The 23,825-nt window shown below is 62.6% G+C and carries 21 protein-coding genes and 3 pseudogenes; 17 read left to right on the top strand and 7 right to left on the bottom strand.

Annotated elements, in window-relative coordinates; genetic code table 11:
* Position 1: 1 nt before the first annotated feature.
* Genes OGL93_RS16825 through arsC form a run of 3 tightly spaced genes read right to left on the bottom strand, consistent with a single transcriptional unit; the run spans position 2 to position 1,638 of the window.
* Positions 2-673, bottom strand: a complete 672-nt coding sequence (locus OGL93_RS16825) for a DNA-3-methyladenine glycosylase I (protein WP_263263942.1) — start codon at positions 671-673, stop codon at positions 2-4.
* Positions 674-1,288, bottom strand: coding sequence for an NAD(P)H:quinone oxidoreductase (wrbA, locus tag OGL93_RS16820; RefSeq protein WP_263263941.1), 615 nt, complete (start codon positions 1,286-1,288; stop codon positions 674-676).
* Positions 1,285-1,638 carry an arsenate reductase (glutaredoxin) gene (gene arsC, locus OGL93_RS16815; protein WP_263263940.1) on the bottom strand — a complete coding sequence of 118 codons (354 nt, stop codon included), beginning with the start codon at positions 1,636-1,638 and terminating at the stop codon, positions 1,285-1,287. Before arsC ends, wrbA begins: the two co-directional genes overlap by 4 nt.
* 68 nt (positions 1,639-1,706) lie before the next feature.
* Here arsC and OGL93_RS16810 point away from each other — a divergent pair, with 68 nt between their 5' ends.
* Positions 1,707-2,174 (top strand): TlpA disulfide reductase family protein, encoded by a 468-nt coding sequence (locus OGL93_RS16810; protein WP_263263939.1) that lies wholly within the window; start codon positions 1,707-1,709, stop codon positions 2,172-2,174.
* Between the two features lie 153 nt (positions 2,175-2,327).
* On the opposite strand, the gene OGL93_RS16805 is transcribed toward OGL93_RS16810, so the two are convergent.
* Both OGL93_RS16805 and OGL93_RS16800 read right to left on the bottom strand, forming a co-directional pair.
* The gene (locus OGL93_RS16805; RefSeq protein WP_263263938.1) at positions 2,328-2,750 is read right to left on the bottom strand and encodes a hypothetical protein; all 423 of its coding nucleotides are present in this window, start codon (positions 2,748-2,750) and stop codon (positions 2,328-2,330) included.
* A gap of 203 nt (positions 2,751-2,953) precedes the next feature.
* The gene (locus OGL93_RS16800; RefSeq protein ID WP_263263937.1) at positions 2,954-5,713 is read right to left on the bottom strand and encodes a response regulator; all 2,760 of its coding nucleotides are present in this window, start codon (positions 5,711-5,713) and stop codon (positions 2,954-2,956) included.
* Between the two features lie 164 nt (positions 5,714-5,877).
* Between OGL93_RS16800 and OGL93_RS16795 the strand changes: the two genes are divergently transcribed.
* Both OGL93_RS16795 and OGL93_RS16790 read left to right on the top strand, forming a co-directional pair.
* Complete coding sequence (locus OGL93_RS16795; protein WP_263263936.1) at positions 5,878-6,579, top strand: response regulator transcription factor; 702 nt, start codon at positions 5,878-5,880, stop codon at positions 6,577-6,579.
* A 1-nt stretch (position 6,580) separates the two neighbouring features.
* Entirely contained in the window at positions 6,581-7,945 is a 1,365-nt protein-coding gene (locus OGL93_RS16790; RefSeq protein WP_263263935.1) for a sensor histidine kinase, read from the top strand.
* An 11-nt stretch (positions 7,946-7,956) separates the two neighbouring features.
* Here the strand turns inward: OGL93_RS16790 and OGL93_RS16785 are convergent, their stop codons facing one another.
* Positions 7,957-8,907, bottom strand: a complete 951-nt coding sequence (locus tag OGL93_RS16785; protein WP_263263934.1) for a DUF979 domain-containing protein — start codon at positions 8,905-8,907, stop codon at positions 7,957-7,959.
* Positions 8,904-9,620, bottom strand: a complete 717-nt coding sequence (locus tag OGL93_RS16780) for a DUF969 domain-containing protein (protein WP_263263933.1) — start codon at positions 9,618-9,620, stop codon at positions 8,904-8,906. Before OGL93_RS16780 ends, OGL93_RS16785 begins: the two co-directional genes overlap by 4 nt.
* A 189-nt stretch (positions 9,621-9,809) precedes the next feature.
* Between OGL93_RS16780 and OGL93_RS16775 the strand changes: the two genes are divergently transcribed.
* The 14 genes and pseudogenes from OGL93_RS16775 (at position 9,810) to OGL93_RS16710 (ending at position 23,811) form a co-directional block, all read left to right on the top strand.
* The gene (locus OGL93_RS16775; RefSeq protein ID WP_263263932.1) at positions 9,810-10,715 is read left to right on the top strand and encodes a LysR family transcriptional regulator; all 906 of its coding nucleotides are present in this window, start codon (positions 9,810-9,812) and stop codon (positions 10,713-10,715) included.
* Between the two features lie 143 nt (positions 10,716-10,858).
* Positions 10,859-11,725, top strand: a pseudogene (locus OGL93_RS16770) (TolC family protein); the annotation flags it as partial.
* Position 11,726: 1 nt separating this feature from the next.
* Positions 11,727-12,176, top strand: a pseudogene (locus OGL93_RS16765) (HlyD family efflux transporter periplasmic adaptor subunit); the annotation flags it as partial.
* 78 nt (positions 12,177-12,254) lie between these two features.
* A complete protein-coding gene (locus OGL93_RS16760; RefSeq protein ID WP_263263931.1) occupies positions 12,255-13,016 on the top strand; it encodes a hypothetical protein in 762 nt (253 codons plus the stop codon).
* Between the two features lie 185 nt (positions 13,017-13,201).
* A pseudogene (locus OGL93_RS16755) lies at positions 13,202-13,740 on the top strand (HlyD family efflux transporter periplasmic adaptor subunit); the annotation flags it as partial.
* A gap of 70 nt (positions 13,741-13,810) precedes the next feature.
* Positions 13,811-14,572, top strand: a complete 762-nt coding sequence (locus tag OGL93_RS16750) for a hypothetical protein (RefSeq protein ID WP_263263930.1) — start codon at positions 13,811-13,813, stop codon at positions 14,570-14,572.
* 749 nt (positions 14,573-15,321) lie between these two features.
* Positions 15,322-16,059, top strand: coding sequence for a 5-oxoprolinase subunit PxpA (locus tag OGL93_RS16745; RefSeq protein WP_263263929.1), 738 nt, complete (start codon positions 15,322-15,324; stop codon positions 16,057-16,059).
* Entirely contained in the window at positions 16,056-16,784 is a 729-nt protein-coding gene (locus OGL93_RS16740) for an allophanate hydrolase subunit 1 (protein ID WP_263263928.1), read from the top strand. Before OGL93_RS16745 ends, OGL93_RS16740 begins: the two co-directional genes overlap by 4 nt.
* Positions 16,781-17,722 carry a biotin-dependent carboxyltransferase family protein gene (locus OGL93_RS16735; protein ID WP_263263927.1) on the top strand — a complete coding sequence of 314 codons (942 nt, stop codon included), beginning with the start codon at positions 16,781-16,783 and terminating at the stop codon, positions 17,720-17,722. Before OGL93_RS16740 ends, OGL93_RS16735 begins: the two co-directional genes overlap by 4 nt.
* 81 nt (positions 17,723-17,803) lie before the next feature.
* Positions 17,804-18,706: a cysteine synthase CysM gene (gene cysM / locus OGL93_RS16730; RefSeq protein WP_263263926.1), complete on the top strand. Its 903-nt coding sequence runs from the start codon at positions 17,804-17,806 to the stop codon at positions 18,704-18,706.
* Positions 18,706-20,076 (top strand): 23S rRNA (uracil(1939)-C(5))-methyltransferase RlmD, encoded by a 1,371-nt coding sequence (gene rlmD, locus OGL93_RS16725; protein ID WP_263263925.1) that lies wholly within the window; start codon positions 18,706-18,708, stop codon positions 20,074-20,076. Before cysM ends, rlmD begins: the two co-directional genes overlap by 1 nt.
* Positions 20,077-20,155: 79 nt before the next feature.
* Entirely contained in the window at positions 20,156-22,405 is a 2,250-nt protein-coding gene (gene relA / locus OGL93_RS16720; protein WP_263263924.1) for a GTP diphosphokinase, read from the top strand.
* Complete coding sequence (gene mazG, locus OGL93_RS16715) at positions 22,402-23,253, top strand: nucleoside triphosphate pyrophosphohydrolase (protein ID WP_263263923.1); 852 nt, start codon at positions 22,402-22,404, stop codon at positions 23,251-23,253. Before relA ends, mazG begins: the two co-directional genes overlap by 4 nt.
* Before the next feature lie 18 nt (positions 23,254-23,271).
* On the top strand, positions 23,272-23,811 hold the full coding sequence (locus OGL93_RS16710; RefSeq protein WP_263263922.1) for a DUF2058 domain-containing protein: 540 nt from the start codon (positions 23,272-23,274) through the stop codon (positions 23,809-23,811).
* The last annotated feature ends 14 nt before the right edge of the window (positions 23,812-23,825 follow it).

The following is a 23,825-nucleotide window of genomic DNA, read 5'->3' as shown; positions in this document are numbered from 1 at the left end:
CTCAGTGATTCACGGTATGCGCCAGCATCACCGATAGCTGGCACAACGGCCGGCCGCTTTGTTGCTGCCAGGTGTTGAACGCCGCTTGGGCCGCCGCCTGGTCCCGTTGGCTGGTGGGCACCCGGTCGACGATGCCCTGGGCGTTGAGCGCGGCGACCACGTCGGCACTGGGGATGAAGGTGTCCTTGCCCACCATCCGCAGGAAGCGTGGCGCTGATAGCCCGCCGAGCTGGTTGCCGTGGCGGGTCAGGTAGCGCCACAAGCCGGTGATGTTTTCAACGGGCCATTGGCTGATGAACGCCCCGAAGCTGCCGTGCTCATGGGTGACGTCCAGGATCATCTGCGCATTGATCGGCACGCTGCGCAGCTTGCCCAGGTGGCGGATGATCCGGCTGTCCTGCATCAGCCGCTCCAGATGCTCGCCGCTCATCAACACGACCTTTTCCGGATCGAAGCCGAAGAACACCTCTTCGAACGCCGGCCACTTGGCATCGACCAGGCTGTGCTTGAGGCCCGCGCGGAAGATGCGCAGGGCCAGCGTGGACAGGTATCGGTCGTCGCCCAGCGCCTGCAGTTCGCTGTCCGGGCGCGGCCGTGGCAGCCGCGCTTCCAGGGCCTGCACCGAGCCGAAGCGGTTCAGGCAATGCTCATACAACCATTGGTAATCCCGCATTCAGGCCTCGCCGTCCAGCGCTAGCGCCAAGCGCCGGGCAGCTTGCGCCAAACGCAAGCCGAGGGCGCGGCACAGTTCGGTCTCATGCTCGTCGAGCGGGCGCTTGCCGTCGCTGCCCGCGTGGTGGCTGGCGCCGTAGGGCGTGCCGCCGCCACGGGTTTCCAGCAACGCAGGTTCGCTATAGGGCAGGCCGGTGATCAGCATGCCGTGGTGCAGCAGTGGCAGCATCATCGACAGCAGGGTGGTCTCCTGGCCGCCATGCAGGCTGGCGGTAGAGGTGAACACCGCCGCTGGCTTGCCCACCAGGGCGCCGCTGAGCCAGAGGCTGCTGGTGCCATCGAGGAAGTACTTCAGGGGCGCGGCCATGTTGCCGAAGCGGGTGGGGCTACCCAAGGCCAGGGCCGCGCAGTGGGTCAGGTCATCCAGGGTGGCATAGGCAGCGCCGTGCTCGGGCACGCTCGGCGCCACTGCCTCGCATTCGCTGGACACTGCCGGCACAGTGCGAATGCGTGCTTCGAGCCCGGCGCGTTCAATGCCCCGGGCCATCTGCAAGGCCATTTCGCGAGTAGCGCCGTGGCGGCTGTAATACAACACCAGAACGTAGGGGGCGCTCATGGCAGCAACTCCAGCAGTTTTTCCGTGGGCCGGCCAATCACGGCCTTGTCGCCGCGAACCAGGATTGGCCGTTCGATCAACTTCGGATGTGCCGCCATGGCCTCGATCAGGGCCTGCTCTGAGAGTGCCGGGTCGGCCAGGTTCAATGCCGCATATTCGTCTTCACCGGTGCGCAGCAACTCGCGGGCACCCACGCCCAGGCGCTGTAGGAGGTCGCGCAGGGTGTCGGCGCTGGGCGGGCTTTCAAGGTAGCGCACCACGGTCGGGGCCAGGCCGCGGCTGGCAAGCAGTTCGAGCGCCGCGCGGGACTTGGAGCAGCGCGGGTTGTGATACAGGGTAAGGTCGCTCATCGAGGGGTCGCCTGTGCTATCGAGTGGCGGCTATTCTACCTGCCTGACCCGCGAAGACGAGGACGACGATGGTTCGCTGCTGCAAGGGGTATCTGCTCGCGCTGCTGGCGACGCTTTGCCTGGCCGGTTGTGGGCAAGACCTGGGCCCAGACCAGCATGGCCAGGCGGTGAGCGGCGAAAGCCTGAAAGGCCAGTGGCTGGTGATCAACTATTGGGCGGTGTGGTGCGGGCCATGCCGCCGGGAGATCCCCGAACTCAACGCGTTCGCCGCGCAGGCGGCCGCCGAGGGGGTACAGGTGCTGGGGGTCAACTTCGACCCCATGCGCGCAGACGAGCTGGCACAGGCGGCCGAGCAGATGGGCATCACCTACCGGGTGCTCGTGCAGAACCCCGCCGAGGCGCTGAACCTGCCCGCGGCCGAGGGCCTGCCCGTGACCTTTGTGCTCGACCCGCAACGCCAGGTCCGCGCGACCTTGCTCGGCGAGCAGACCGCCGCGGGCCTCAAGCAGCGCCTGGCGCAGCTGCGCGGGGGTTAGGTTCTGTACGAAAAGCAGCTGCGCCCGGCCATGCTGCGTTGAAAAACCGGCTCGGAATGCTCATTCCCAACCAGTAAACGTCACGTCCTCGCCTACGCGGCCCGGCCGATTGTAGCCTTGCCTGACCGTCGCTCGCCGCTTTTCGTACAGAGCCTAGCAGTCAGGGCAGAAGTGCTTGTCGCCCTCGCTGCGCCAACCCAACTCGGCGATGCGCGCGGCCGCGGCCGGTTGCAACGCCGCCTCGCCAAGGCTGGCGTCCACGGCGAATTCGAAATTCATCGCCTTGCCACAGCGATCGCAGTTCACGTCCCAGCGATGGATCGCCAAGGCATTGAACGCCGGGCCACGCGCTACGGCCGTCCATTGGCCGACTGGGTTGATCAGGTGACGAACCTTTTCAACGGTCAGGCGCATGCTGAGGGTCTGGCTGCCCTTGAGCGTGACCAGCAGCACGTCGTCGGCGCGAACGGCGCCGCCATTACCGGTGACTTGGTAACGGCCCGGCGACAACGCCCGGCACTCGATCAGGGTGTGTTGCGGGGTCAGCAGGCTGTAGCGGAAATCGTGTTCGACCATAGGGCCTCCGAAGAAGGGCGCGCATGGTAGCACGGCTGGGTGTGGCCCACGTGCGCGACTGTAGGCTCGGGGCGGCCGGCCGATGCGAGAGCCCTAGCAACCCAGGTGCCGCCGTTTCGCGGGCTTCGCCCCCCGCCGCAGGGTAGGGGGATTGTTTGGGAACGGGTGCAGCCTGCTAACCCCAGGGCGGCGCCAGCTTCAGCCTAGGCACTCACCCTGGCATGCGCCGCCAGCCGCACGATGGCCTGGTCAAGGGCGTCCAGCGCTGCGTCGGCGGCGGGGTCCTGCTGCTTGAGCAGGGTCTCGCTGCGCTGGCAGGCCGCACGCAGCTGTGGCACGCCACAGTAGCGCGTGGCGCCGTGCAACCGGTGGATGCGTTCAAGCAAGGCATGGCGGTCGTTGTCTTGCCGGGCCGCGTGGATGGCCTGGCGGTCATCGTCTAGCGCCGCTAGCAGCATGGCGAGCATGTCCACGGCCAAATCTTCCTTGCCGGCCGCCAGGCGCAGGCCTTCCTCGTGGTCGATGATCTGCTCTTCGCCCTCGCCGCTGGACCACTCGCTCAGCCGCTCGGCAGGCTGGCCGCGCAGGGAAAGGCCAGTCCATTTGAGCACCACCTGGGCCAGCTGGCGCTCGCTGATCGGCTTGGTCAGGTAGTCGTCCATGCCGCTGTGCAGCAGCGCGCGCTTTTCGTTGGCCATCGCATGGGCGGTCAGGGCGACGATCGGCAGTGCCGAGCCAGGCCGCGCGGCCTCCCACTGGCGAATATGTTCGGTGGTCTCGCGACCATCCATGCCCGGCATCTGCACGTCCATCAGCACCAGGTCCAGCGGCCGCTGTTGCACCGCCTCCAGCGCGGCCTGGCCGCTGTCGACCGCCTGCACCAACGCGCCCATGTCTTCGAGCAGGGTTTGCACCAGCAAGAGGTTGGCGGGGTTGTCGTCTACGCACAGGATGCGTGGTGGTCGGTCCGTGGGCGCGTCGTCGAGCGCCGGCTGCATCCGGTTTGGGCTGACCAGTTCGCTGAGCACGCGGCGCAGGATGCGGTTACAGGCGGGCTTGGCCTGCAGCTGGCTATGCGGATTGGGCACCGCCGAGTGATAACCCGCCTGCTCGGTGGTCGGGCACAGCACCAGCACGTGGCAGCCTTGCTGTTGCAGTTCACGCAGATACGGGCGCAGGCGCTCGGCCGATTGTTGCTGGTTGGTGACGCCCAACACCGCCAGTTCGATCGGCTGGCCACCCAGGCGCGCCGCCGTGACCGCCTCGGCCAGCCGCTCCAAGGCATTGAAGGCGACAACCTTGAGCCCAAGGTCTTGCAGTTGGTGCTCCAGCGCCTGGCGCGCCAGGTCGTGGTGCTCGAGCAGGGCGACCCGGCGGCCGAGCAGCGGCGGCGAGGGCAGGTCTTCGGCGTCTTCGCGAGCGCGGGGCAGGGTCAGGCTGATCCAGAAGGTGCTGCCTTCGCCCGGGGTGCTGTCCACACCGATTTCGCCGCCCATCTGCTCCACCAGGCGCTTGGAAATCACCAAACCGAGGCCGGTGCCGCCGGGCTGCCGGGACAGTGAGTTGTCCGCCTGGCTGAACGCCTGGAAGAGGGCGCGCACATCCTCGTTGGATAGCCCGATGCCCGTGTCCTGAACGCTGATCCGCAGTTGCGCGGTGTCCTCGCTGCCGCCTTCGTCTTCGAGCATGGCGCGGGCGACGATAGTGCCTTCACGGGTGAACTTGATGGCATTGCTCACCAGGTTGGTGAGGATCTGTTTCAACCGCAGCGGGTCGCCCACCAGGGCCACCGGCGTGTCCCGGTACACCAGGCTGACCAGCTCCAGCTGCTTGGCGTGGGCGGCGGGGGCAAGGATGGTGAGGGTATCCTGCAGCAAATCGCGCAGGTTGAACGGAATGCTGTCGAGCACCAGCTTGCCGGCCTCGATCTTCGAGAAGTCGAGGATTTCATTGATGATCGCCAGCAGGCTGTCGGCGGACTTTTCGATGGTGTTGAGGTAATCGAGGTGGCGCGGGGTCAGCTCGCTCTTTTGCAGCAGGTGGGTGAACCCCAGGATGCCATTGAGCGGGGTGCGGATCTCGTGGCTCATGTTGGCCAGGAACTCGGACTTGATCCGGCTGGCCTCCAGGGCCTCCTTGCGCGCCAGGTCCAGCTCGATGTTCTGGATCTCGATGGTTTCCAGGTTCTGGCGCACGTCCTCGGTGGCTTGGTCGATGCTGTGCTGCAGTTCGTCGTGCGCCTCTTCCAGGGATTGCGCCATGCGGTTGATGCCCGCGGCGAGTTCGTCCAGTTCATGGTTGCCCAGCGTGGGCAGGCGGTAGTCCAGGCGGCCTTCCTTGATCCGCGCGACGGCCAGCTTTATATGTCCCAGCGGAGCGCTGATGCCTCGGCCCAGGTGCAGCGCCAGCAGCAGGGTGATCACAAGCCCGGTGGCGATCAGCATCAGGCTGGCGAACATCATGCGGTAACCGCGCAGCAGGGTATTGGTGTGGGACAACTCGATTTCCACCCAGCCGAGCAGGCGGTCGGCCTCATCGGGCACCTGCGCGCCGGCCAGGTCCCGGTCACGACCGAACACCGGTTGCAAGTAGCGGGTAGCGTCGCTGCCGCTGCGCTGTGCAAGCTTGCCAGCGCTGCCGCTGGGGGCAGCATTGAGCATGCTTGGCCCGGCATGGGCAAGCAGCCCGCGCTCGGCGTCGAGGAAGGTCACGCTGCGCACGTCAGCTTGCTCCAGTGCCTGCGCGGCGACCCGTTCGAGCTGCGCCGTATCGCGCGAGGCCAGCGCCGGGGCGACCAGCGGCGCCAGCTGGCCGGCGAGCATTTCGCCGCGGCCGAGCAACTGGCCGCGCAGTTCGGTTTGCTGCACCCAGGTGAAATATCCGCCGAGCAACACCGCCAGCAGGCTGGCCGGCAACATCGTGAGCAGAATGACCCGCCCCTTGATTCCCAGTTTCCTCAACACGCCCGCACCTCAGTCGCCGGGGCTACCCCCGTGGTTTGCCGCACCATACCCTGCCGGCGCCCTCCATGCACCTGCCAGTGCCGCCCGTCGCTCCGCTCGTTGCTGGCGCTACGATATTGCAGAATAATGGCACTGAGAATCTTTCGCGGGTGCTAATACGTCTTATGAATGGATCCGCAGCTCATTTGCTGGCCGTGGAGGACGATCCCGTGCTCGGCGCGTTCGTGCGGGATCGGCTCGGCGCGGCCGGTTTGCATGTGACATGGTGCCGTGACGGCAACGAAGGGCTGGCACTGGCGCTGCGTGAACCGTTCGACCTGGTGCTGCTGGACGTGCTGCTGCCTGGCATGAACGGGTTGGAGGTGTTGACGCGGTTGCGCCAGCGTAACCGCACGCCGGTGCTGCTGATGTCGGCGCTGGGTGCCGAACAGGACCGCATCGAAGGCTTCCGCGGCGGTGCCGACGATTACCTGCCCAAACCGTTCAGCCTCGATGAGCTGCAGGTGCGCGTGGAGGCCATCCTGCGCCGGGTGGCCTTGGAGCGTGGCCTGCCCCCGCGCGACGCCGCCGCTGCCCAATTGTGCTTCGAGGAGCAGCGCCAGGATGTTCGCTACCGAGGCCAGCCCGCCGGGCTTACGCCCTGTGAATTCCGCCTGCTCGAAACGTTGCAGCGGCATGCCGAAGATGTGTTGAGCAAGCCCTTCCTGTACCAGCATGTGCTGCAGCGTGGCTATGCCCGCCACGACCGTAGCCTGGACATGCACGTAAGCCAGATCCGCCGCAAGCTCAAGGTCATAGGCTACTTGGGGCATGAGCTGCGCACGGTGTGGGGCAGGGGGTATGTGTTCAGTGCGAGCGGCGATTGAGATGCCGGGTCGCCATTCACTGTTCTGGAAACTCGCCGCGCTGTTGATCGGCTTTTGCCTGCTGATGATCTGGCTCAGTTGGGCCTGGGGCCGATACCTGGAGGCGCAGACGGCATCCTTGTCGGCCCAGGCGCGGGCCACCCTCGGTGGGTATGCCAGGGCTGCCGAACAGGCTTACGACGAGCACGGCACGGCCGGCCTGGATGCGTTGCTCGGTGAAATCGCCGCCCGCGAAGGGGTGTTCGTCACCGCGATCGGCGCTGACCTGGCGCCCCTCGGGGGGGTTGCCCTGACCCCTGAACAGCGCCAGCGTTTGACCTTCCTGCGCGGGATCGATTGGCCCGTGAGCCATCGCAGCCGGGCAGCGCCTTGGCTGCGGGTGCCCTTTCCTGTGGCGCCGGCGCGGGGGAACCTGGTGATCGAGTTACCCCCGCGCTTCACCCCAGGGCGTGAGGTGTTTCTCTCCCACGTGCTGACCAAGGGCATCGTCCCGGCGCTGTTTACCCTGCTGCTCTGCGCGGGGCTGTACCGCACGCTGGTGGCGCCTTTGGAGCAACTGCGGCGCCAGGCTCAACAATGGCGCGCCGACCGCCTCGATACCCGGCTGGCACCACAGGCCCTAGCTCGCCGTGACGAGTTGGGCGAACTCGCCCGCGCCTTCGACGACATGGGCGAGCGCCTGCGCGAAACCGTCAACATGCAACAGCGGTTGCTGCGCGACCTCTCGCATGAGCTGCGCACGCCCTTGAGCCGTTTACGCGTGGCCTGCGAGGCAGAACCGGACAGCGACCGCCTGCGCGAGCGGTTGGCGCGGGAGGTCGATACCATGCAGAGGCTGGTGGAGGACACTCTGCAGCTGGCCTGGCTGGACGCCGAGCGCCGGCCGCCGGCACTGCAACCGATTCAGGTGCAGGCCCTATGGGACATGCTCGCCGAGGACGCTGCCTTCGAAACCGGCTGGGCGCCTGAGCGGCTGCGCTGTGCGGTGCCTGAAGACTGCTGGGTGAGTGGCCACCTGGACAGCCTCGCCCAAGCGCTGGAAAACATCTTGCGCAACGCGATCCGGCATTCGCCAGCCGGCGCCGAGATCACCTTCTCTGCGGAGCGTGACGAGGCCTTTTGGCAATTGAGCCTGCAGGATCGAGGCGGCGGCGTGGCCAAAGCCGACCTGCTACGGATATTCGAACCATTCACCCGTTTGGACGGGGCGCGCCCGGGCGATGGCGGCTTTGGCCTTGGCCTGAGCATCGCCCGGCACGCCGTCGAGCGCCAGGGCGGGACCCTGCAGGCGACCAACGCGCTGGGCGGTTTACGGGTGGCGCTGCGTTTCGCCGCGTGTGAGCCGCCCCTTGCGCCCGCTATTTGAGCCCCAGCCCATCACATCAGCACGTACAGCAGCACCGTATTGACCACCAGCATCGCCAGCGCGGTCGGCACCTGGACCTTGATCACCGCATAACGGTCCGGCAGTTCGAGCAGGGCGGCTGGCACCAGGTTGTAATTAGCCGCCATGGGCGTCATCAGCGTGCCGCAGTAGCCAGAGAACATGCCGATGGCCGCGACCACCGCTGGGTTGCCGCCATATACCCCCACCAGGATCGGCACGCCCACGCCGCCGGTCATCACCGGGAAGGCGGCGAAGCCATTGCCCATGATCATGGTGAACAGCGCCATGCCCAGCACGTAGACCATCACCGCCACCAAGCGGTAGTCCATGTCGATGTAATGGCTGGCGAGAAACGCCACGGCCTTGCCGACGCCTGCGTCGGTGAACATCAGCCCCAGCATGGCCAACATTTGTGGCAGCACCAGGGCCCAGCCCAAGGCCTCGGTCAGCCGCCGTGACTCGCGCATGGCCTGCAGCGGGGTGTCCCGGGTGAGCCAGCAGGCCAGCCCGAGCGCCACCAGGCTGGCGACCCCGAGGGCGACGAAGGTGGTGTTGGCCGGATCCAGGAGCAGGCGCTCCCCTAGCTTGACGTTCTTCAGCCCAAGCGCCAGTGCCACGGTCAGCAAAGGAATCGCCAGGGCGGGGATGAACAAGCGGTTGCCCAGGCGCGTGGCCACCGCCTGTTGGGCCTGCTTTGCCAACGGGCGATAGCTGCCCACCGCCACGCCCCCGCAACCCGCCAACAGGGCCATCAGCAGCACGCCTACACCCACGACTGCCGGTGGCAACCGCTCGCCCACCAGGAAGGCCACGGCGAACAGCCCCCAGAACAGCCCGCTACGCCAGCGGCGAGGGTGCTCGCGGTCGGCCAGGGTCATGGCACAGGTGATCGCCAGGATCACGCCGGCCAGCCAGTACAGGTATTGGATGGACAGGATCATGCCGAAGCCCTCTCGCCTTCAGGCTGCACAGCCCCGTGGCGCGCCAGATAGTGGTCCAGCCGATACAGCCGCAGGCTGTGGATCACGAACACACTGATCGCCGTCGGAATGCCCCAGACCGCGATGTGCAGTGGGTCCACTTCCAGGCCCACGCCCAGCAGGAAGGTATGCATCAGCGCGATGGCGCCAAAGGCCACGAAGATGTCTTCGCCGAAGAACAGCCCAATGTTATCGGTGGCCGCGCAGAACGCCAGCAAGCGCTGCCGGGCCTGGGCGGGCAGGGCGCCGTGCTGGGCCACGGCCGCCCCCTCGGCCATGGGCGCCAGCAGCGGCCGCACCATTTGCGGATGACCGCCCAGGCTGGTCAGCCCCAGTGCAGCGGTGATCTCCCGCACGAAGAGGTAGCCGATCAGCAGGCGCCCGGCGGTGGCCCGGGCAAAGCGACCGATCCATTGTTGGGCATGGCGGCGCAGGCCATGGCGTTCCAGCAGGCCGATCACCGCCAGGGGCAGCAGGATGATCAACGGCAAGGTGCGGGTTTTGATAAAGCCAGTGCCGATACTGGCCAGCACCGTCTCCACGGGAAAGTGCGCGGCCAGGCCGGTGACCACGGCGGCGATGGCCACCACCAGCATGGGATTGAAGCGAAGGATGAAGCCGAGGACGATGACAGCGACACCGGCCAGCGGCCAGAAGTTAAGCGTTTCGTTCATGATGTGTGCCCTTGAGTGCGGCCGGGGCCGCGGTCGGCAGAAGCAAGTTTTTTTATTGTTGCAAGGGCGGGGAGCCCCCTGTTGTTATGGGGGGATTGTTGAAAGGGGCAGGCGTTGGCGTCCAGCGAGAAAATCCCATGCCCCCTGATAGCTTTTTCTTGATCGCTGCCGGCGGAGGGCCAGGCCCACATGAACATCCGTTTCCTCGAAACCTTCGTCTGGGTGGCCCGGCTCAACAGCTTTCGGCTCACCGCCGAAAAGCTCTGCACCACTCAGGCGTCCATCTCCAGCCGCATCGCCGCCCTGGAAGAGGAACTGGGTGCCCGCCTGTTCGTGCGCGATCCCAAGGGCGTCACCCTCACCCCGGAAGGCCAGCGGGTGCTGGATTATGCCGAGCGCATGGTCGACACCCTGAACGAACTCAAGGCCGCCCTCAAAGACCCGACCCTGGCCCAAGGGCACGTGCGCATCGGTGCCATGGACACGGTCATCCACACCTGGCTCAGCACCCTGGTCACCCGCTTGGGGGCGGCCTGGCCAGGGGTGGAAGTGGAGATCACCGCCGACACCGCACGCAACCTCTGCGAGCAGCTGGAAAAGGGCTACCAGGACATCATTCTGCAAACCGACATCGTGCGCCTGGACAGCGTGCGCAATGCCTTGCTCGACCGTTATCCCATGCAGTGGGTGGTCGCCCGCGGTGCCCCGCAGGACCGGCCCTACCCTGACCTGCACGCGCTGGCCGCCGAACGCATCGTCACCTTCTCCCGCAACTCACGGCCTCATCAGGACCTGCTCAACCTCTTCCACGGCGCCGGCCTGATGAATGGCCGCATCAACTGTGTCAACTCTGCCTCGGCGGTGATTCGCCTGGTACGCGACGGCTTCGGCATCGGCGCACTGCCGCTGCCCTTGGTGGACGCCCACTTGCGTGACGGCAGCCTGAGCTTGATTGAGGGCATTCCCACGCCACCCCCCATGGACATCATCGCGTCCTGGCGCAGTGGGCCGGGGATGGAACTGGCGGAAAGGGTGGTGGGGTTGGCGCGGGGGGTGATTGCGGAGGGTGCTATGGATTCGGCGAGCGGGCTGTGACGGTTGGCCGGGCAGCCGGTGGCTTGGTCAAGCTGGTTCGTTTATATAAATATTAAAGTTTGGATCCCCATTGCCGAAAGCATTTCCGTGGACATCAGCCCCCGGCGCGAAGCGCCGTATTAGGGCCTTTCAAAGGATTGGAAATGCAACGTCGGATTGGCATTGTTCGTGTCGTTTCTCTCACCCTGGCATTGCTGCCTGTACTCGCCACGGCTCAGGGGGCCAGCGAATCTGGCGCACGAGCCGATTTGCTCGGTGTGTATCAGGCGGCGGTGCAGAATGACCCTCAGCTCTCTGCTGCGCGCCACGCGTTCAAGGGGCAAGCGCAAGCCGTTCCACAGGCTGTGGCTGGGCTGCTGCCGAACATCAGCGCGGGTACCAAAACCGAGATCACGCGCCTTGATCGAGACCACCCCGCGCTCGTTCGCGAGCGCAGCGGAAATACCTTTCAAGCCAACCTGAGCCAGCCGCTGTTCCACGCGGATCGTTGGTACCAGCTCAAGGCGGCGCAGGCGTCTGTTGACCAGGCCGAACTGGAACTGGCGGCGAAAGAACAGACGCTGATCCTGACTTCGGCGCAGGCGTATTTCGAAACCCTACGTGCGCTGGATTCCGTCGCGGCCGCAAAGGCCGAAGAGGCCGCATTGCTTCGCCAGCGCGACCAGGCACAAGGCAAGCTGGAAGACGGCGCTTCCAGTATCACCGATGTGTACGACGCCCAAGCGGCCTACGACAACGCCCGCGCGAACCGCCAGCTCGCACAGCGCAAGGTCGATGACGCCTACGAGGCGTTGTCGCGCCTGACCAACGCTAACTACGTTTCGATCGTTGGCACGGGCCACCAACTGCCCACCGAATCTCCAGTCCCTAGCCACCCGCGGGAGTGGGTAGAGACCGCCGTGCGCCAGAACCTGCAATTGCTTGCGACCGACAAAGCGGTGAATGCGGCTCAGCAGACCGTTTCCCAACGCAAAGCTGGTTATGCCCCGACCGTCGATTTAGTGGCTTCCACTCAAGGCGCCCGTTAGCGGGACGATTCAGCAATTGAACGTCCATACGGTGGGCGGGGTAGTGGCCCCGGCGCAACCGCTGTTGACCTTGGTACCTGACAACCCACCAGTCAGGTCGAGGCGGTGCTGGAGAACAAAGACATTGGCTTTTGTTCGTCCTGGGCAGAAGGTCACGGTGAAAGTTGAAACCTTTACCTTTACCAAGTACGGAACCGCTGCGGGTGAAGTGGTGAGTGTTTCCGATGATGCTATCGAGGATGAGAAGCGGGGGCTTATTTATAGTACTAAGGTGAGGCTGGATAAGAGTCACTTATCGGGTGGGATAGGGGAGATGGCGCTAAGTCCAGGGATAGCGGTGACGGTTGAGGTTAAGACGGATGAACGTCGGGTTGTGGATTATTTCTTGAGTCCGCTTGAGCAGCATGTTGGGGAAAGTCTGAGGGAGCGATGAGGTGCCTATATTTGTCGATACAGTATCATTTAGAAAGAATAAGTAATTCATTGAGCTTTAGATGATAGGTGTCCGGGAATGATTGCTAATTTTTGGTTTTCAAGAGCTTTATGTAGAGTTAAGTTAACTGGTTTTGTTTTTTTGATTCTATTGATCTTGGCGTGTAAGAGAGAGCACGTGGATAACGTATATATTGAAGGAACTATTGAGAATTCGTGCATGAAGCTTGCGGATACTGCATCCCAACAAAAATATGGAGAACCTACTTTTCGCAACCATGAAAGAGTACCTCGAACGTCGATCGTCTGGATAGCAAATCATGAGTTTAAATTTAAAGGCAATAATAAAATAATTGTTCGGAATATGTACTTGGCGAGGCCTCAGAAAAATCAGCCTGCGGAATACATTGAAGGAATATGGGCGGGAAACGACTATGGCATTCCTGATCTGGCTGAAAGATACCCAGAAGTATTTGGCGCGGACGTAGTAGAGCCCAGAACATTATTTATTCGCCTGCATTGCTCTATAAGCGAAAAAAAATCCAATATGTTTAATACGCTTTATGATGAATATACATCCGAAAGTGTCGATAAAAAAATAGGAATGAGAAACTATCATCATAATGATGGTGTTACGGGGGTGCCACTCGATGAAAATTATAAAAACCCAGATGGGGGCCAGTTTCTAGTCGATTGCGTCAATATCTCAAAACGCTGCTTTGTATCATTTATCTTGGTTCAGGGAGTATTGGTACAGTACGACTATCCTATGTCTCAAAGAAATAATTGGCAAAAAATTCACAATTTCATAGTTGATGAGCTGAATCATGCAGGGAGCTGATTATATGAACACAATTTTGACGCAAGATCAGAGCGACGGTAGTTACGGTTTCGGGAGCGGTAATCGCGATAACTGGAGATAAGCCGGATGCCGTTGGGGCTTACTCGTATGTTTATTCATCTCTATTGTCAATTATCGATCCCGATGTCGGATTATTGTTGATGGCGTTGAAGTCTCTAGATAACGTTTTAGATGCTTACTTGATCGGCCAATTGAGCGCGCGATTGGCTTTTTGGAAGAGAGCCAAAGCGCAGTATCAGGACCTCCTCACCACGCTCAAGGCGCCCGTTAGCGGGATGGTTCAGCAATTGAACGTGCACACGGTGGGCGGGGTAGTGGCCCCGGCGCAACCACTGCTCACCTTGGTGCCGGACAACCAGCCAGTCGAGGTCGAGGCCATGCTGGAGAACAAAGACATTGGTTTCGTTCATCCAGGGCAGAAAGTTAGTGTAAAAGTTGAAATCTTTACCTTTACCAAGTACGGAACCGTTGCGGGTGAAGTGGTAGTGTTTCCGATGATGCTATCGAGGATGAGAAGCGGGGGCTTATTTACAGTACTAAGGTGAGGCTGGATAAGAGTCACTTATCGGGTGGGATGGGGGAAATGGCGCTAAGTCCGGGGATGGCGGTGACGGTTGAGGTTAAGACGGATGAACGTCGGGTTGTGGATTATTTCTTGAGTCCGCTTGAGCAACATGTTGGGGAAAGTTTGCGAGAGCGTTGAACTGTCTATGCTGCTGTCGATGGGGCATGATTTGGCAGGAATATAAAATTTTAGAGGATAGGTGACCAATATGATCGCTAATGTTTGGTTTTCAAGAGGCCTCTATAGAGTTAAATTTCTTGGTTTTGCTTCTTTATGTTTGTTGATCGTGGCTTGTAAGAGAGAGCACGTGGATGCCGTGTATATCTCAGGAACTACCGAGAATACGTGTATGAATCTTGCAGATAGCGCATCCCAACAGAAATATGGAACGCCTACCCCACGTCCTCATGAAAGACCAACTCGAGCGTCGCCCGTCTGGATAGCAGGTCAGGAATTTAAATTTAAAGGCAATAATAAAATAATTTTTCATAACATGTATTTGGCGTTCCCTCAGAAAAATCAGCCTGCGGAGTACATTGAAGGAATATGGGCGGGAAGCGAGTATAACATTCCGGATCTGGCTGATAGATATCCCGAGATATTCGGGGCAAATGTAGTAGAGCCAAGAGTACTGTTTATAAGGCTACAGTGTTCTGTCGGCGGGGAAAAATCCCATATATTCAATAAGCTACATGGCAAATACACATCCGAAAATATAGATGAAAGAATAGGAATTAAAAATTATTATCACAATGGTGGTGTTGCGGGGGTGCCAATCGATCAAAGTTATAAAAATCCGGATGGGGGCCCATTTTTAGTCGATTGCGACGATCTTTCCAAGCGCTGCTTCGTATCATTTGTTCTGGTTGAGGGAGTTTTGGTTCAGTATGACTATCCTATGTCTCAAAGAAGCAATTGGCAAAAAATTCACAATTTTATAGTTGAAGAGCTGAAGCAAGCAGGGAGCTGATTATATGAGCACAATTTTGATGCAAGATCAGAGCGACGGTAGTTACGGTTTCGGGAGCGGTAATCGCGATAACTGGAGATAAGCCGGATGCCGTTGGGGCTGTTTATTCATCCATATTGTCGATTGTTGATCTCGTGCTGGCTTATTGTTGATGGCGTTGAAGCCGCTAGATAACGTTTCAGATGTCTACGTAGTGGGCCAATTGAGCGCGATTGGCTTTGTTGGACGAAAGTGTTCGCCCGACCACCATATGGTGAGAAGTTATATTGTTAGTGGATTCAGAGCTTTGTTTTCTCTCATCAGAGAGTACAATCGCTATCAAGTTTTATTAAGGTTAGGTCAGGGGTTTACTGATAGCCAATTGCAAGCTGCTTCGAATAATGTCGCTGCTTTGGTGGTCGAGACAATACTTGGCAAAGAATTCCCTCTATTTCGACGGTTCCAGAAACTGGAAATAATATCTAAAGGCAATTGCAGATACTTTTCATGCTGCGAACGACGATAACTTGCCTGGCCACGTAATCGGATTAAATCAAGCGTGGCCCGGCATCGTGTTGCTAAATAAATTGGAGCGCTGGATAGCCAATATTCCGAAGTATGCCTTCAGATCGCTCTTGTACACTGTGGGCGCGATCCGTATAGCCCCCTTAACCTTTTCCTATCACCCCCCGCCCGTTTTTTCTAAGTTGACCGCCCCGCGCGCGCGCTTCTACCTTGGCGTGGTTCCCCCACGGCTGGAGCGGCCATCCATGATTCTTCTCAACTGCGACATCGGCGAAAGCTACGGCGCCTGGCATATGGGCTTGGATGCCGAGGTGATGCCGCTGATCGACTGCGCCAACATCGCCTGCGGATACCACGCCGGGGACCCGTCCACCATGCGGCGCACGGTGGCGCTCGCGGTGAGCCATGGGGTGCGCATCGGCGCCCACCCGGCCTACCCGGACCTGGTCGGGTTCGGCCGTCGTTCCATGGCCTGCTCCGGCGAGGAAATCGAAAACCTGCTGCATTATCAGATCGGCGCCCTGCAAGCCTTTTGCGCTGTGGAAGGCAGCCGAGTGGAATACGTGAAGCCCCATGGCGCGCTCTATAACGACATGATGGCCAACCCGGCGATCCTTACTTCGGTGCTGCGCGCGGTGGCGGCCCATCGCATGCCGCTGGTGCTGTTGGCGACCCGGGATAACAGCGCCGAGCTTGCCCTGGCGGCCGAGCATGGGGTGCCGTTATGGTTCGAGAGTTTTGCCGACCGTGCCTACGAGGCGAGCGGTCATCTGGTCTCGCGACGCTTGCCGGGCGCGGTACATGAACAGGCGGATGCGGTGGTGGCACAAGCGTTGACGCTGGCCCGTGGCGATGCGTTGGTCGCCCGCGATGGCAGCGCGCTGCGGCTGCACACCGACACCCTGTGTGTGCATGGCGACAACCCGGCTTCGATTGCTGCCGTGCGGCAGATCCGCCAGGCCCTAGAGGCGCAACGGGCATGAGCGGCGTGCGCTTTACCTTCGGCGAAGGGCAAGCCGGTGAGGTGGAAACCATCGCCCTGGATGCGTTGATGGTCCGCTTGTTCCAGGGTATCGACGAGGCCAATGTCGGCTGGCTGTTGGCCCTGGACCAACGGCTGCGCGCGGCCTTTGGCGCGGCGCTTATCGACACGGTGCCGTCCTATACCACGGTGATGGTGCAGTTCGACGTGCTTTCGCTCAGCCCCGGCGAGGCTCGCGAGCGAGTGCTGCGCGCCGTCGCCGATCTGACCCCCGTCGCGCTGGGAGGCGGCCGCAAGCATGTGGTGCCGGTGTGGTACGACCCTAGCGTGGGCCCGGACTTGCCTCGGCTGGCGGAGTTGAGCGGCCTGGCGGTGGAGGAGGTGATCCGCCGCCACTGCGCCAAGGCCTACAAGGTGTTCGCCCTGGGCTTCACCCCTGGCTTTGCCTTTATGGGGCTGGTGGAGCCGGCGCTGGCCGCACCCCGTCTGGCCACGCCGCGGCAGCGGGTGGCGGCGGGCAGCGTCGGCATCGGTGAGCGGCAGACCGCCGTTTACCCCAGCGTGTCTCCGGGTGGCTGGAACCTGCTGGGGCGCACCCCGGTAACGCTTTTTGCCGAAGGTAAAAGCCTGTTCAGCCCAGGGGACAGCGTGCGTTTCCACGCTGTGGACCGGTACCGTTTCGTGGAATTGGGCGGCGATGTCACGCCCCTGGGAGGGGTTTCGTGAGCCGCTTGTATATCGAAAAAAGCCATCCGATGTGCCAACTGCAGGACGCCGGCCGTTTCGGCGTGCGCCATCTGGGCATTACCCAAGGCGGTGCCGCCGATTGGCTGTCCATGGGCTGGGCCAATTGGTTGCTGGGTAACGGCGTGGGCGCAGCGGTGGTGGAGATCACGCTGGGCGGCTTTGAGTTGATCGCCGAGCAGGACTGCCACCTGGCCCTGGCCGGCGCCGACCTCCAGGCCACATTGGACGGCGCGGCCCTGTTGCCTTGGCGCAGCTTCAACCTGCGCCGAGGCCAGCGGCTGGCGTTTGGTGCACCGGTCCAAGGCGTGCGGGCTTATTTGGCCGCGCCGGGGGGCTTCACCGCACCCGCGGCGTTGGGCAGCGTGGCCACGGTGGCGCGGGATGGGCTCGGCGGCTTGCGCGGGGAGGGCAGCCCTTTAATGGCGGCGGACCTTTTGAACTACCAAGGCCTCGCGCACGGCGCGCCGGTCGCAGTGGCGGAGATTCCGGACTTGAGCCTGGCCCAGCCATTGGAGGTGGTGATGGGCGCACAGGCGGCGGGCTTCTCCGGGCAAAGCCTGTTCGCAGCCTTCAACGAGGACTGGACCCTCGACAGCCGCGCGGACCGCATGGGGGCGCGCTTGCTCGGGCCTCGGCTGGTCTACCAGGGGCCGCCGCTGGTGTCGGAGGGGATTCCATTGGGTGGCGTACAAGTTCCCCCGGACGGGCAACCCATCGTGTTGGGCAGCGACCGCCAGACCATCGGCGGCTACCCGCGCCTGGGCGCTTTGACCCCTTTGTCGTACGCGCGCCTGGCCCAGGCCTCCCCTGGGCAAACCTTGCGGTTGCGGGCAACGTTGGCCGACAGCGCGCGAGCAAGGCACCTGGCGGTAATACAGGCGTGGCGCGAGCGGAGGCTTTATAACGTCATCGCATAATGCCCTCACTTTGCGTGATATGGGCCGGCGGCGAATGCGCGTATCATAGCGCCCCCCGCCGTTCGGATTTGCGAAAAGCCCATGACCGTGCATTACCCCACTATCGCCGACTGCGTCGGCAATACCCCGCTGGTTCGCTTGCAACGCCTGGGCGGGGCTACCAGCAACACCTTGTTGCTCAAGCTTGAGGGCAACAACCCGGCTGGGTCCGTTAAGGACCGCCCGGCGTTGTCGATGATCAATCGGGCGGAGCTGCGCGGGCAGATCAGCCCTGGCGACACCCTGATCGAGGCTACCTCCGGTAACACCGGCATCGCATTGGCCATGGTCGCGGCCATCAAGGGCTACCGGATGATCCTGATCATGCCGGACAACTCCACCGCCGAGCGCAAGGCGGCGATGACCGCTTATGGCGCCGAGCTGATCCTGGTCAGCCGCGAGGAGGGCATGGAAGGCGCCCGCGACCTTGCCGAGCGCATGCAAGCCGAGGGGCGCGGCAAGGTGCTGGACCAGTTCGCCAACGGCGATAACCCCGAGGCCCACTTCCAGAGCACCGGCCCGGAGATCTGGCAGCAGACCGGCGGCAGCATCACCCACTTCGTCAGCTCCATGGGTACTACCGGTACCATCATGGGCACCTCGCGTTACCTCAAGGAACAGAACCCAGCGGTGCAGGTCGTCGGGCTGCAGCCCATGGAAGGTTCGGCCATCCCCGGCATCCGCCGCTGGCCGGAAGAGTACCTGCCAAAGATCTACCAGGCCGAGCGTGTGGACCGGATCATGGACATGGCCCAGGCCGAAGCCGAAGACATCACCCGGCGCCTCGCCCGCGAAGAGGGCATCTTCTGCGGCGTGTCCTCTGGTGGTGCGGTCGCTGGCATGCTGCGCCTGAGCCAGGAGCTAGAGCACGCGGTGATCGTTGCCGTGGTCTGCGACCGCGGCGACCGCTACCTGTCCAGCGGCCTGTTCGACGCGGCCAACTGATGGCACGCAAGCAGGGTGGGCTGCGCTTTCAGCCCAGCGGTGGCCAGCGCACGCCGGCGGTCCCGGTTGGCAAGAAGCAGCTGCTGGACATCGCACGGCTGGCCGCGGACGGTCGCGGCATCGCCTTCGCTGATGGCCGCACCTGGTTCGTCAGCGGTGCACTCGCCGGTGAGCAGGTCGAGGCGCGGGTACTGGCCGCGCACGGCAAGGTGGTGGACGCTCGCACCGAGCGCGTGCTGCGCCCGGCGGCTATGCGCCGAGCAGCGCCGTGCCCGTACGTGGACCGCTGCGGCGGCTGCAACGTTCAGCACCTTAGCCATAGCGATCAGCTGGCACTCAAGCAGCGGCAGTTGGCAGAGCAGCTGTTAAGGGTCGCTGGCACCGAGCCGCAAGCCTGGGCCAGCCCGTTGGCCAGCCCGGAATTCGGCTACCGCCGCCGCGCACGCGTGGCCGTGCGCTGGGACGCGAAGCAGCAGCGGCTGGACGTGGGTTTTCGCGCTGCCGCCAGCCAGAACATCGTTGCCATTGACCACTGCCTGGTGCTGGTACAAGGCTTGCAACAGATTTTCCAGGAGTTACCTGGAGTCCTCCGGCAATTGAGCAACCCGCAAGCCATCGGTCACGTCGAATTGTTCCACGGCACCGCCCCCGCTGTTCTGGTCCGCCATACCGCGCCGCTTGGCGAGGCGGACCAGGCCTTGCTGCGCGCGTTCTGCGCCAGGCACGAGGCTCAGCTGTGGTGGCAAGGCGCGAGTGAGCCTACGGCCGACCGGCCCGAGAGCGAGCTGGGTTATGCGCTGGCGCCCTGGAGCCTGCACCTTGCCTACCGGCCGGGGGATTTCGTGCAGGTCAATGAAGTGGTCAACCAGGCGATGATCCAGCAGGCGCTGGAGTGGCTTGCGCCGCAGCCTGGGGAGCGGATACTGGACCTGTTCTGCGGCCTGGGTAATTTTGCCCTGCCGATCGCCCGCCAGGCTGGCGCGGTGGTTGGCGTGGAGGGCGTGGCTGGCATGGTCGAGCGCGCGGCGGGCAACGCCGAACGCAACGGCCTGGGCAATGCGACCTTTTACCAGGCCGATTTGTCACAACCGCTACAGGATGCAAACTGGGCGGCGCAGGGCTTTTCTGGAGTACTATTGGATCCGCCCCGCGACGGCGCGTTTGAAACAACACGCCATGTTTCGTCGCTGGGTGCCCGGCGCATCGTCTATGTATCGTGCAACCCGGCGACCCTGGCGCGCGATACCGCGGAGCTGCAGCGGCAGGGTTATCGCTTGAAACGTGCTGGCGTTCTCGACATGTTCCCGCAAACAGCGCATGTCGAGGCGATGGCGTTATTCGAAAAGGGCCAGGACGGCCAGGCTATGTGACTGGCGACCTTCGCGGGCTGCGAAGGTCAAAGCCAGCGGACAGTGACGCACTCGATGCGTCGTACGGAAGGTAAGCAAGATGGTACAGGTGAGAGCGCAACAGCCGGTCAACAACGACGGCAGCATCAACCTCGATGCGTGGCTCGATCATATCGTCAGCGTCGACCTGGCGCTGGACCGGGAGGCGCTGAAACAGGCCTGTCACTTCGCCCGGGACCTGGACGTTCCCGACACTGCGGCCAATCATTCCTGGGCAGATGGCACCTCCAGTTACCAGGCGGGCCTGGAGATCGCGGAAATCCTCGCCGACCTCAAGCTCGACCAGGATTCGCTAGTGGCGGCGGTCATCTACCGCGCCGTGCGCGAAGGCAAGGTACCGTTGGCCGAGGTCGGCAAGCGCTTCGGTGCGGTGGTGGCCAAGCTGATCGACGGCGTGTTGCGCATGGCGGCCATCAGCGCCAGCCTTAGCCCGCGTCAGTCCCTGGTGCTCGGCACCCAGGTGCAGGTCGACAACCTGCGCAAGATGCTCGTGGCCATGGTCGACGACGTACGCGTGGCCTTGATCAAGCTGGCCGAGCGAACCTGCGCGATCCGCGCAGTCAAGAACGCGCCCGAGGAAAAGCGCCAGCGCGTGGCCCGGGAAGTGTTCGATATCTACGCGCCCCTGGCGCACCGGCTGGGCATCGGCCACATCAAATGGGAGCTGGAGGACATTTCCTTCCGCTACCTGGAGCCCGATCAATACAAGCAGATCGCCAAGCTGCTGCACGAGCGCCGGCTCGATCGCGAGCGCTTCATCTCCGACGTGATGAGCCAGTTGCAGCGAGAGCTCAGCGACACCGGGATCAAGGCCGACATCAGCGGCCGCGCCAAGCATATTTATTCGATCTGGCGGAAAATGCAGCGCAAAGGCCTGCAATTCAGCCAGATCTACGACGTTCGCGCCGTGCGTGTGCTCGTGCCCGAGGTCCGCGACTGCTACACCGCGCTGGGTATCGTCCACACCTTGTGGCGGCACATTCCCAAAGAGTTCGACGACTACATCGCCAACCCCAAGGAAAACGGCTATCGGTCGCTGCATACCGCGGTGATCGGCCCCGAGGGCAAAGTGCTGGAAGTGCAGATCCGCACCCATTCCATGCATGAGGAGGCGGAGCTTGGCGTGTGCGCGCATTGGCGCTACAAAGGCACCGACGTCAAGCCCAGCTCCAACCACTACGAAGAGAAGATCTCCTGGTTGCGCCAGGTGCTTGAGTGGCACGAAGAGCTCGGCGATATCGGCGGCCTGGCCGAACAGCTGCGGGTGGACATCGAGCCGGACCGCGTCTACGTGTTCACCCCCGATGGCCACGCGATCGACCTGCCCAAGGGCGCTACCCCGCTGGACTTCGCCTATCGCGTGCACACCGAGATCGGCCATAACTGCCGCGGCGCCAAGATCAACGGGCGCATCGTGCCACTGAACTACAGCCTGCAAACCGGCGAGCAAGTGGAGATCATCACCAGCAAGCACGGCAACCCCAGCCGGGACTGGCTCAACTCCAACCTGGGCTATGTGACCACCTCCCGCGCCCGGGCGAAGATCGTCCACTGGTTCAAACTGCAGGCCCGCGACCAGAACGTTGCCGCCGGCCGTACCCTGCTCGAGCGCGAGCTCAGCCGCCTTGGCCTGCCCCAGGTGGATTTCGAGCGGCTGGCGGAAAAAACCAACGTCAAGACCGCCGAGGACATGTTCGCTTCGCTGGGCGCCGGCGACCTGCGCCTGGCACCGTTGGTGAACGCGGCCCAGCAGCTGGCCGAGCCGGACCGCAGCCACAACGAGCAGCTGGACCTGATCCCGCGCAAGACGGCCACTGGCTACAAGCCTGGCAAGCGCGGGGATATCCAGATTCAGGGCGTGGGCAACCTGTTGACGCAAATGGCCGGCTGTTGCCAGCCCTTGCCGGGCGATGCCATCGTCGGCTACATCACCCAGGGGCGCGGCGTTAGCATCCACCGCCAGGATTGCGCCTCCGTGCTGCAGCTGGGGGCCAAGGAGCCGGAGCGGATCATCCAGGTCAGTTGGGGGCCGGTCCCGGTGCTCACCTACCCAGTGGATATCGTCATCCGCGCCTACGACCGCTCCGGCCTGCTGCGAGACGTTTCCCAGGTGCTGCTCAACGAGCGGATCAACGTGCTGGCGGTAAATACGCGTTCCAACAAGGAAGACAACACCGCACAGATGTCGCTGACGATCGAGATTCCCGGCCTGGACGCGCTCGGGCGGCTGCTGGGGCGGATTTCCCAGTTGCCCAATATCATCGAAGCGCGGCGTAACCGTACCCCATGACCCAGCCTGCCACCCGCTACGGAATCGACGACCTGCTGCATCTCATGGCGCGCCTGCGTGACCCTCGCCACGGCTGCCCCTGGGACCTGAAACAGAACTACGCCAGCATCGTGCCCTTCACCCTCGAAGAGGCGTACGAGGTGGCCGACGCTATCGAGCGCGAGGACTTCACTCACTTGCCCGGCGAACTGGGCGACCTGCTGTTCCAGGTCGTCTATTACGCTCAGCTAGGCCAGGAAGAAGGGCGGTTCGCTTTCGCCGACGTGGTCGATGGCATTACTCGCAAGCTCATTCGTCGCCACCCGCATGTGTTCCCCACCGCCGACCTGTATGCGCCCGCGGACACCCCTCGCCTCGGCGAGGCGCAGGTCAAGCAGCGCTGGGAAGCGATCAAGGCCGAGGAGCGAGCGCAACGCTCCGAAGCGCCGGAACAGTTGTCGTTGCTCGACGACGTGCCTGCCGGCCTGCCGGCGCTGGCCCGTGCGGCTAAGTTGCAAAAGCGCGCGGCCGCCGTAGGCTTCGACTGGCCAGAAGCGTTGCCAGTGGTGGACAAAGTGCGCGAAGAGCTCGATGAACTTCTCGAAGCCATGGCCGGCAGCGACCCGACGGCGGTCGCCGAAGAACTGGGCGATCTGTTGTTCACCGTGGCGAACCTGGGACGCAAATTGAAGCTCGATCCCGAGCAGGCCCTGCGGGCGGCCAATGCCAAGTTCGAAAGGCGCTTTCGTTATATCGAAGGGGTGTTGCGCACACAGGGGCAACTCATTGAAGATTGCGACCTCGAGGCACTGGATGCACTTTGGGCCGAAGCGAAACGTCAGGAAAAGAAAATACCCAGCTGTGGCTGAGTAAAAGTGAGTGAAACCATGAGCCTTTCCCTTCGTGACCAGCTGCTCAAGGCAGGCTTGGTCAACCAGAAACAAGTCAAGCAGGTCAACAAGGACCAGCAAAAGCAAAAGCGCCTGGTGCATAAAGGCCAGGCCGAGGCAGACGACACCCAGAAGCGCCTGGCCCAGGAAGCTGCTGCGGAGAAGCTGCGCAAGGACCAGGAGCTGAACCGTCAGCAGCAGGAAAAAGCCGAGGCCAAGGCCAGGGCTGCGCAGGTCAAGCAGTTGGTGGAAGCGACCCGCTTGCCGAAGCTGACCACTGAGGACTATTACAATTTTGTCGACGACAAGAAGGTCAAGCGCTTGTCGGTCAACAGCCTGATGCGCAGCAAGCTGTCCAACGGCAGCCTGGCTATCGTGCACCACGGCGGAGGCTATGAAGTCATCCCCCGTGAAGCGGCGCTGAAGGTCCAGGAGCGTGAGCCCCGGCGTATCGTGTTGCTCAACACGCCGACGGAGGAGCCAGAAGGCGATGATCCGTACGCGGCCTATAAGATCCCTGACGATCTGATGTGGTAACGAAAATCCCGCGC

It is taken from the genome of Pseudomonas sp. RIT-PI-S (assembly GCF_025642975.1).
GTDB lineage: Bacteria > Pseudomonadota > Gammaproteobacteria > Pseudomonadales > Pseudomonadaceae > Aquipseudomonas.
Note: the sequence above shows the minus strand (reverse complement) of the source record. Positions and strands in the feature narration are given on the sequence as shown.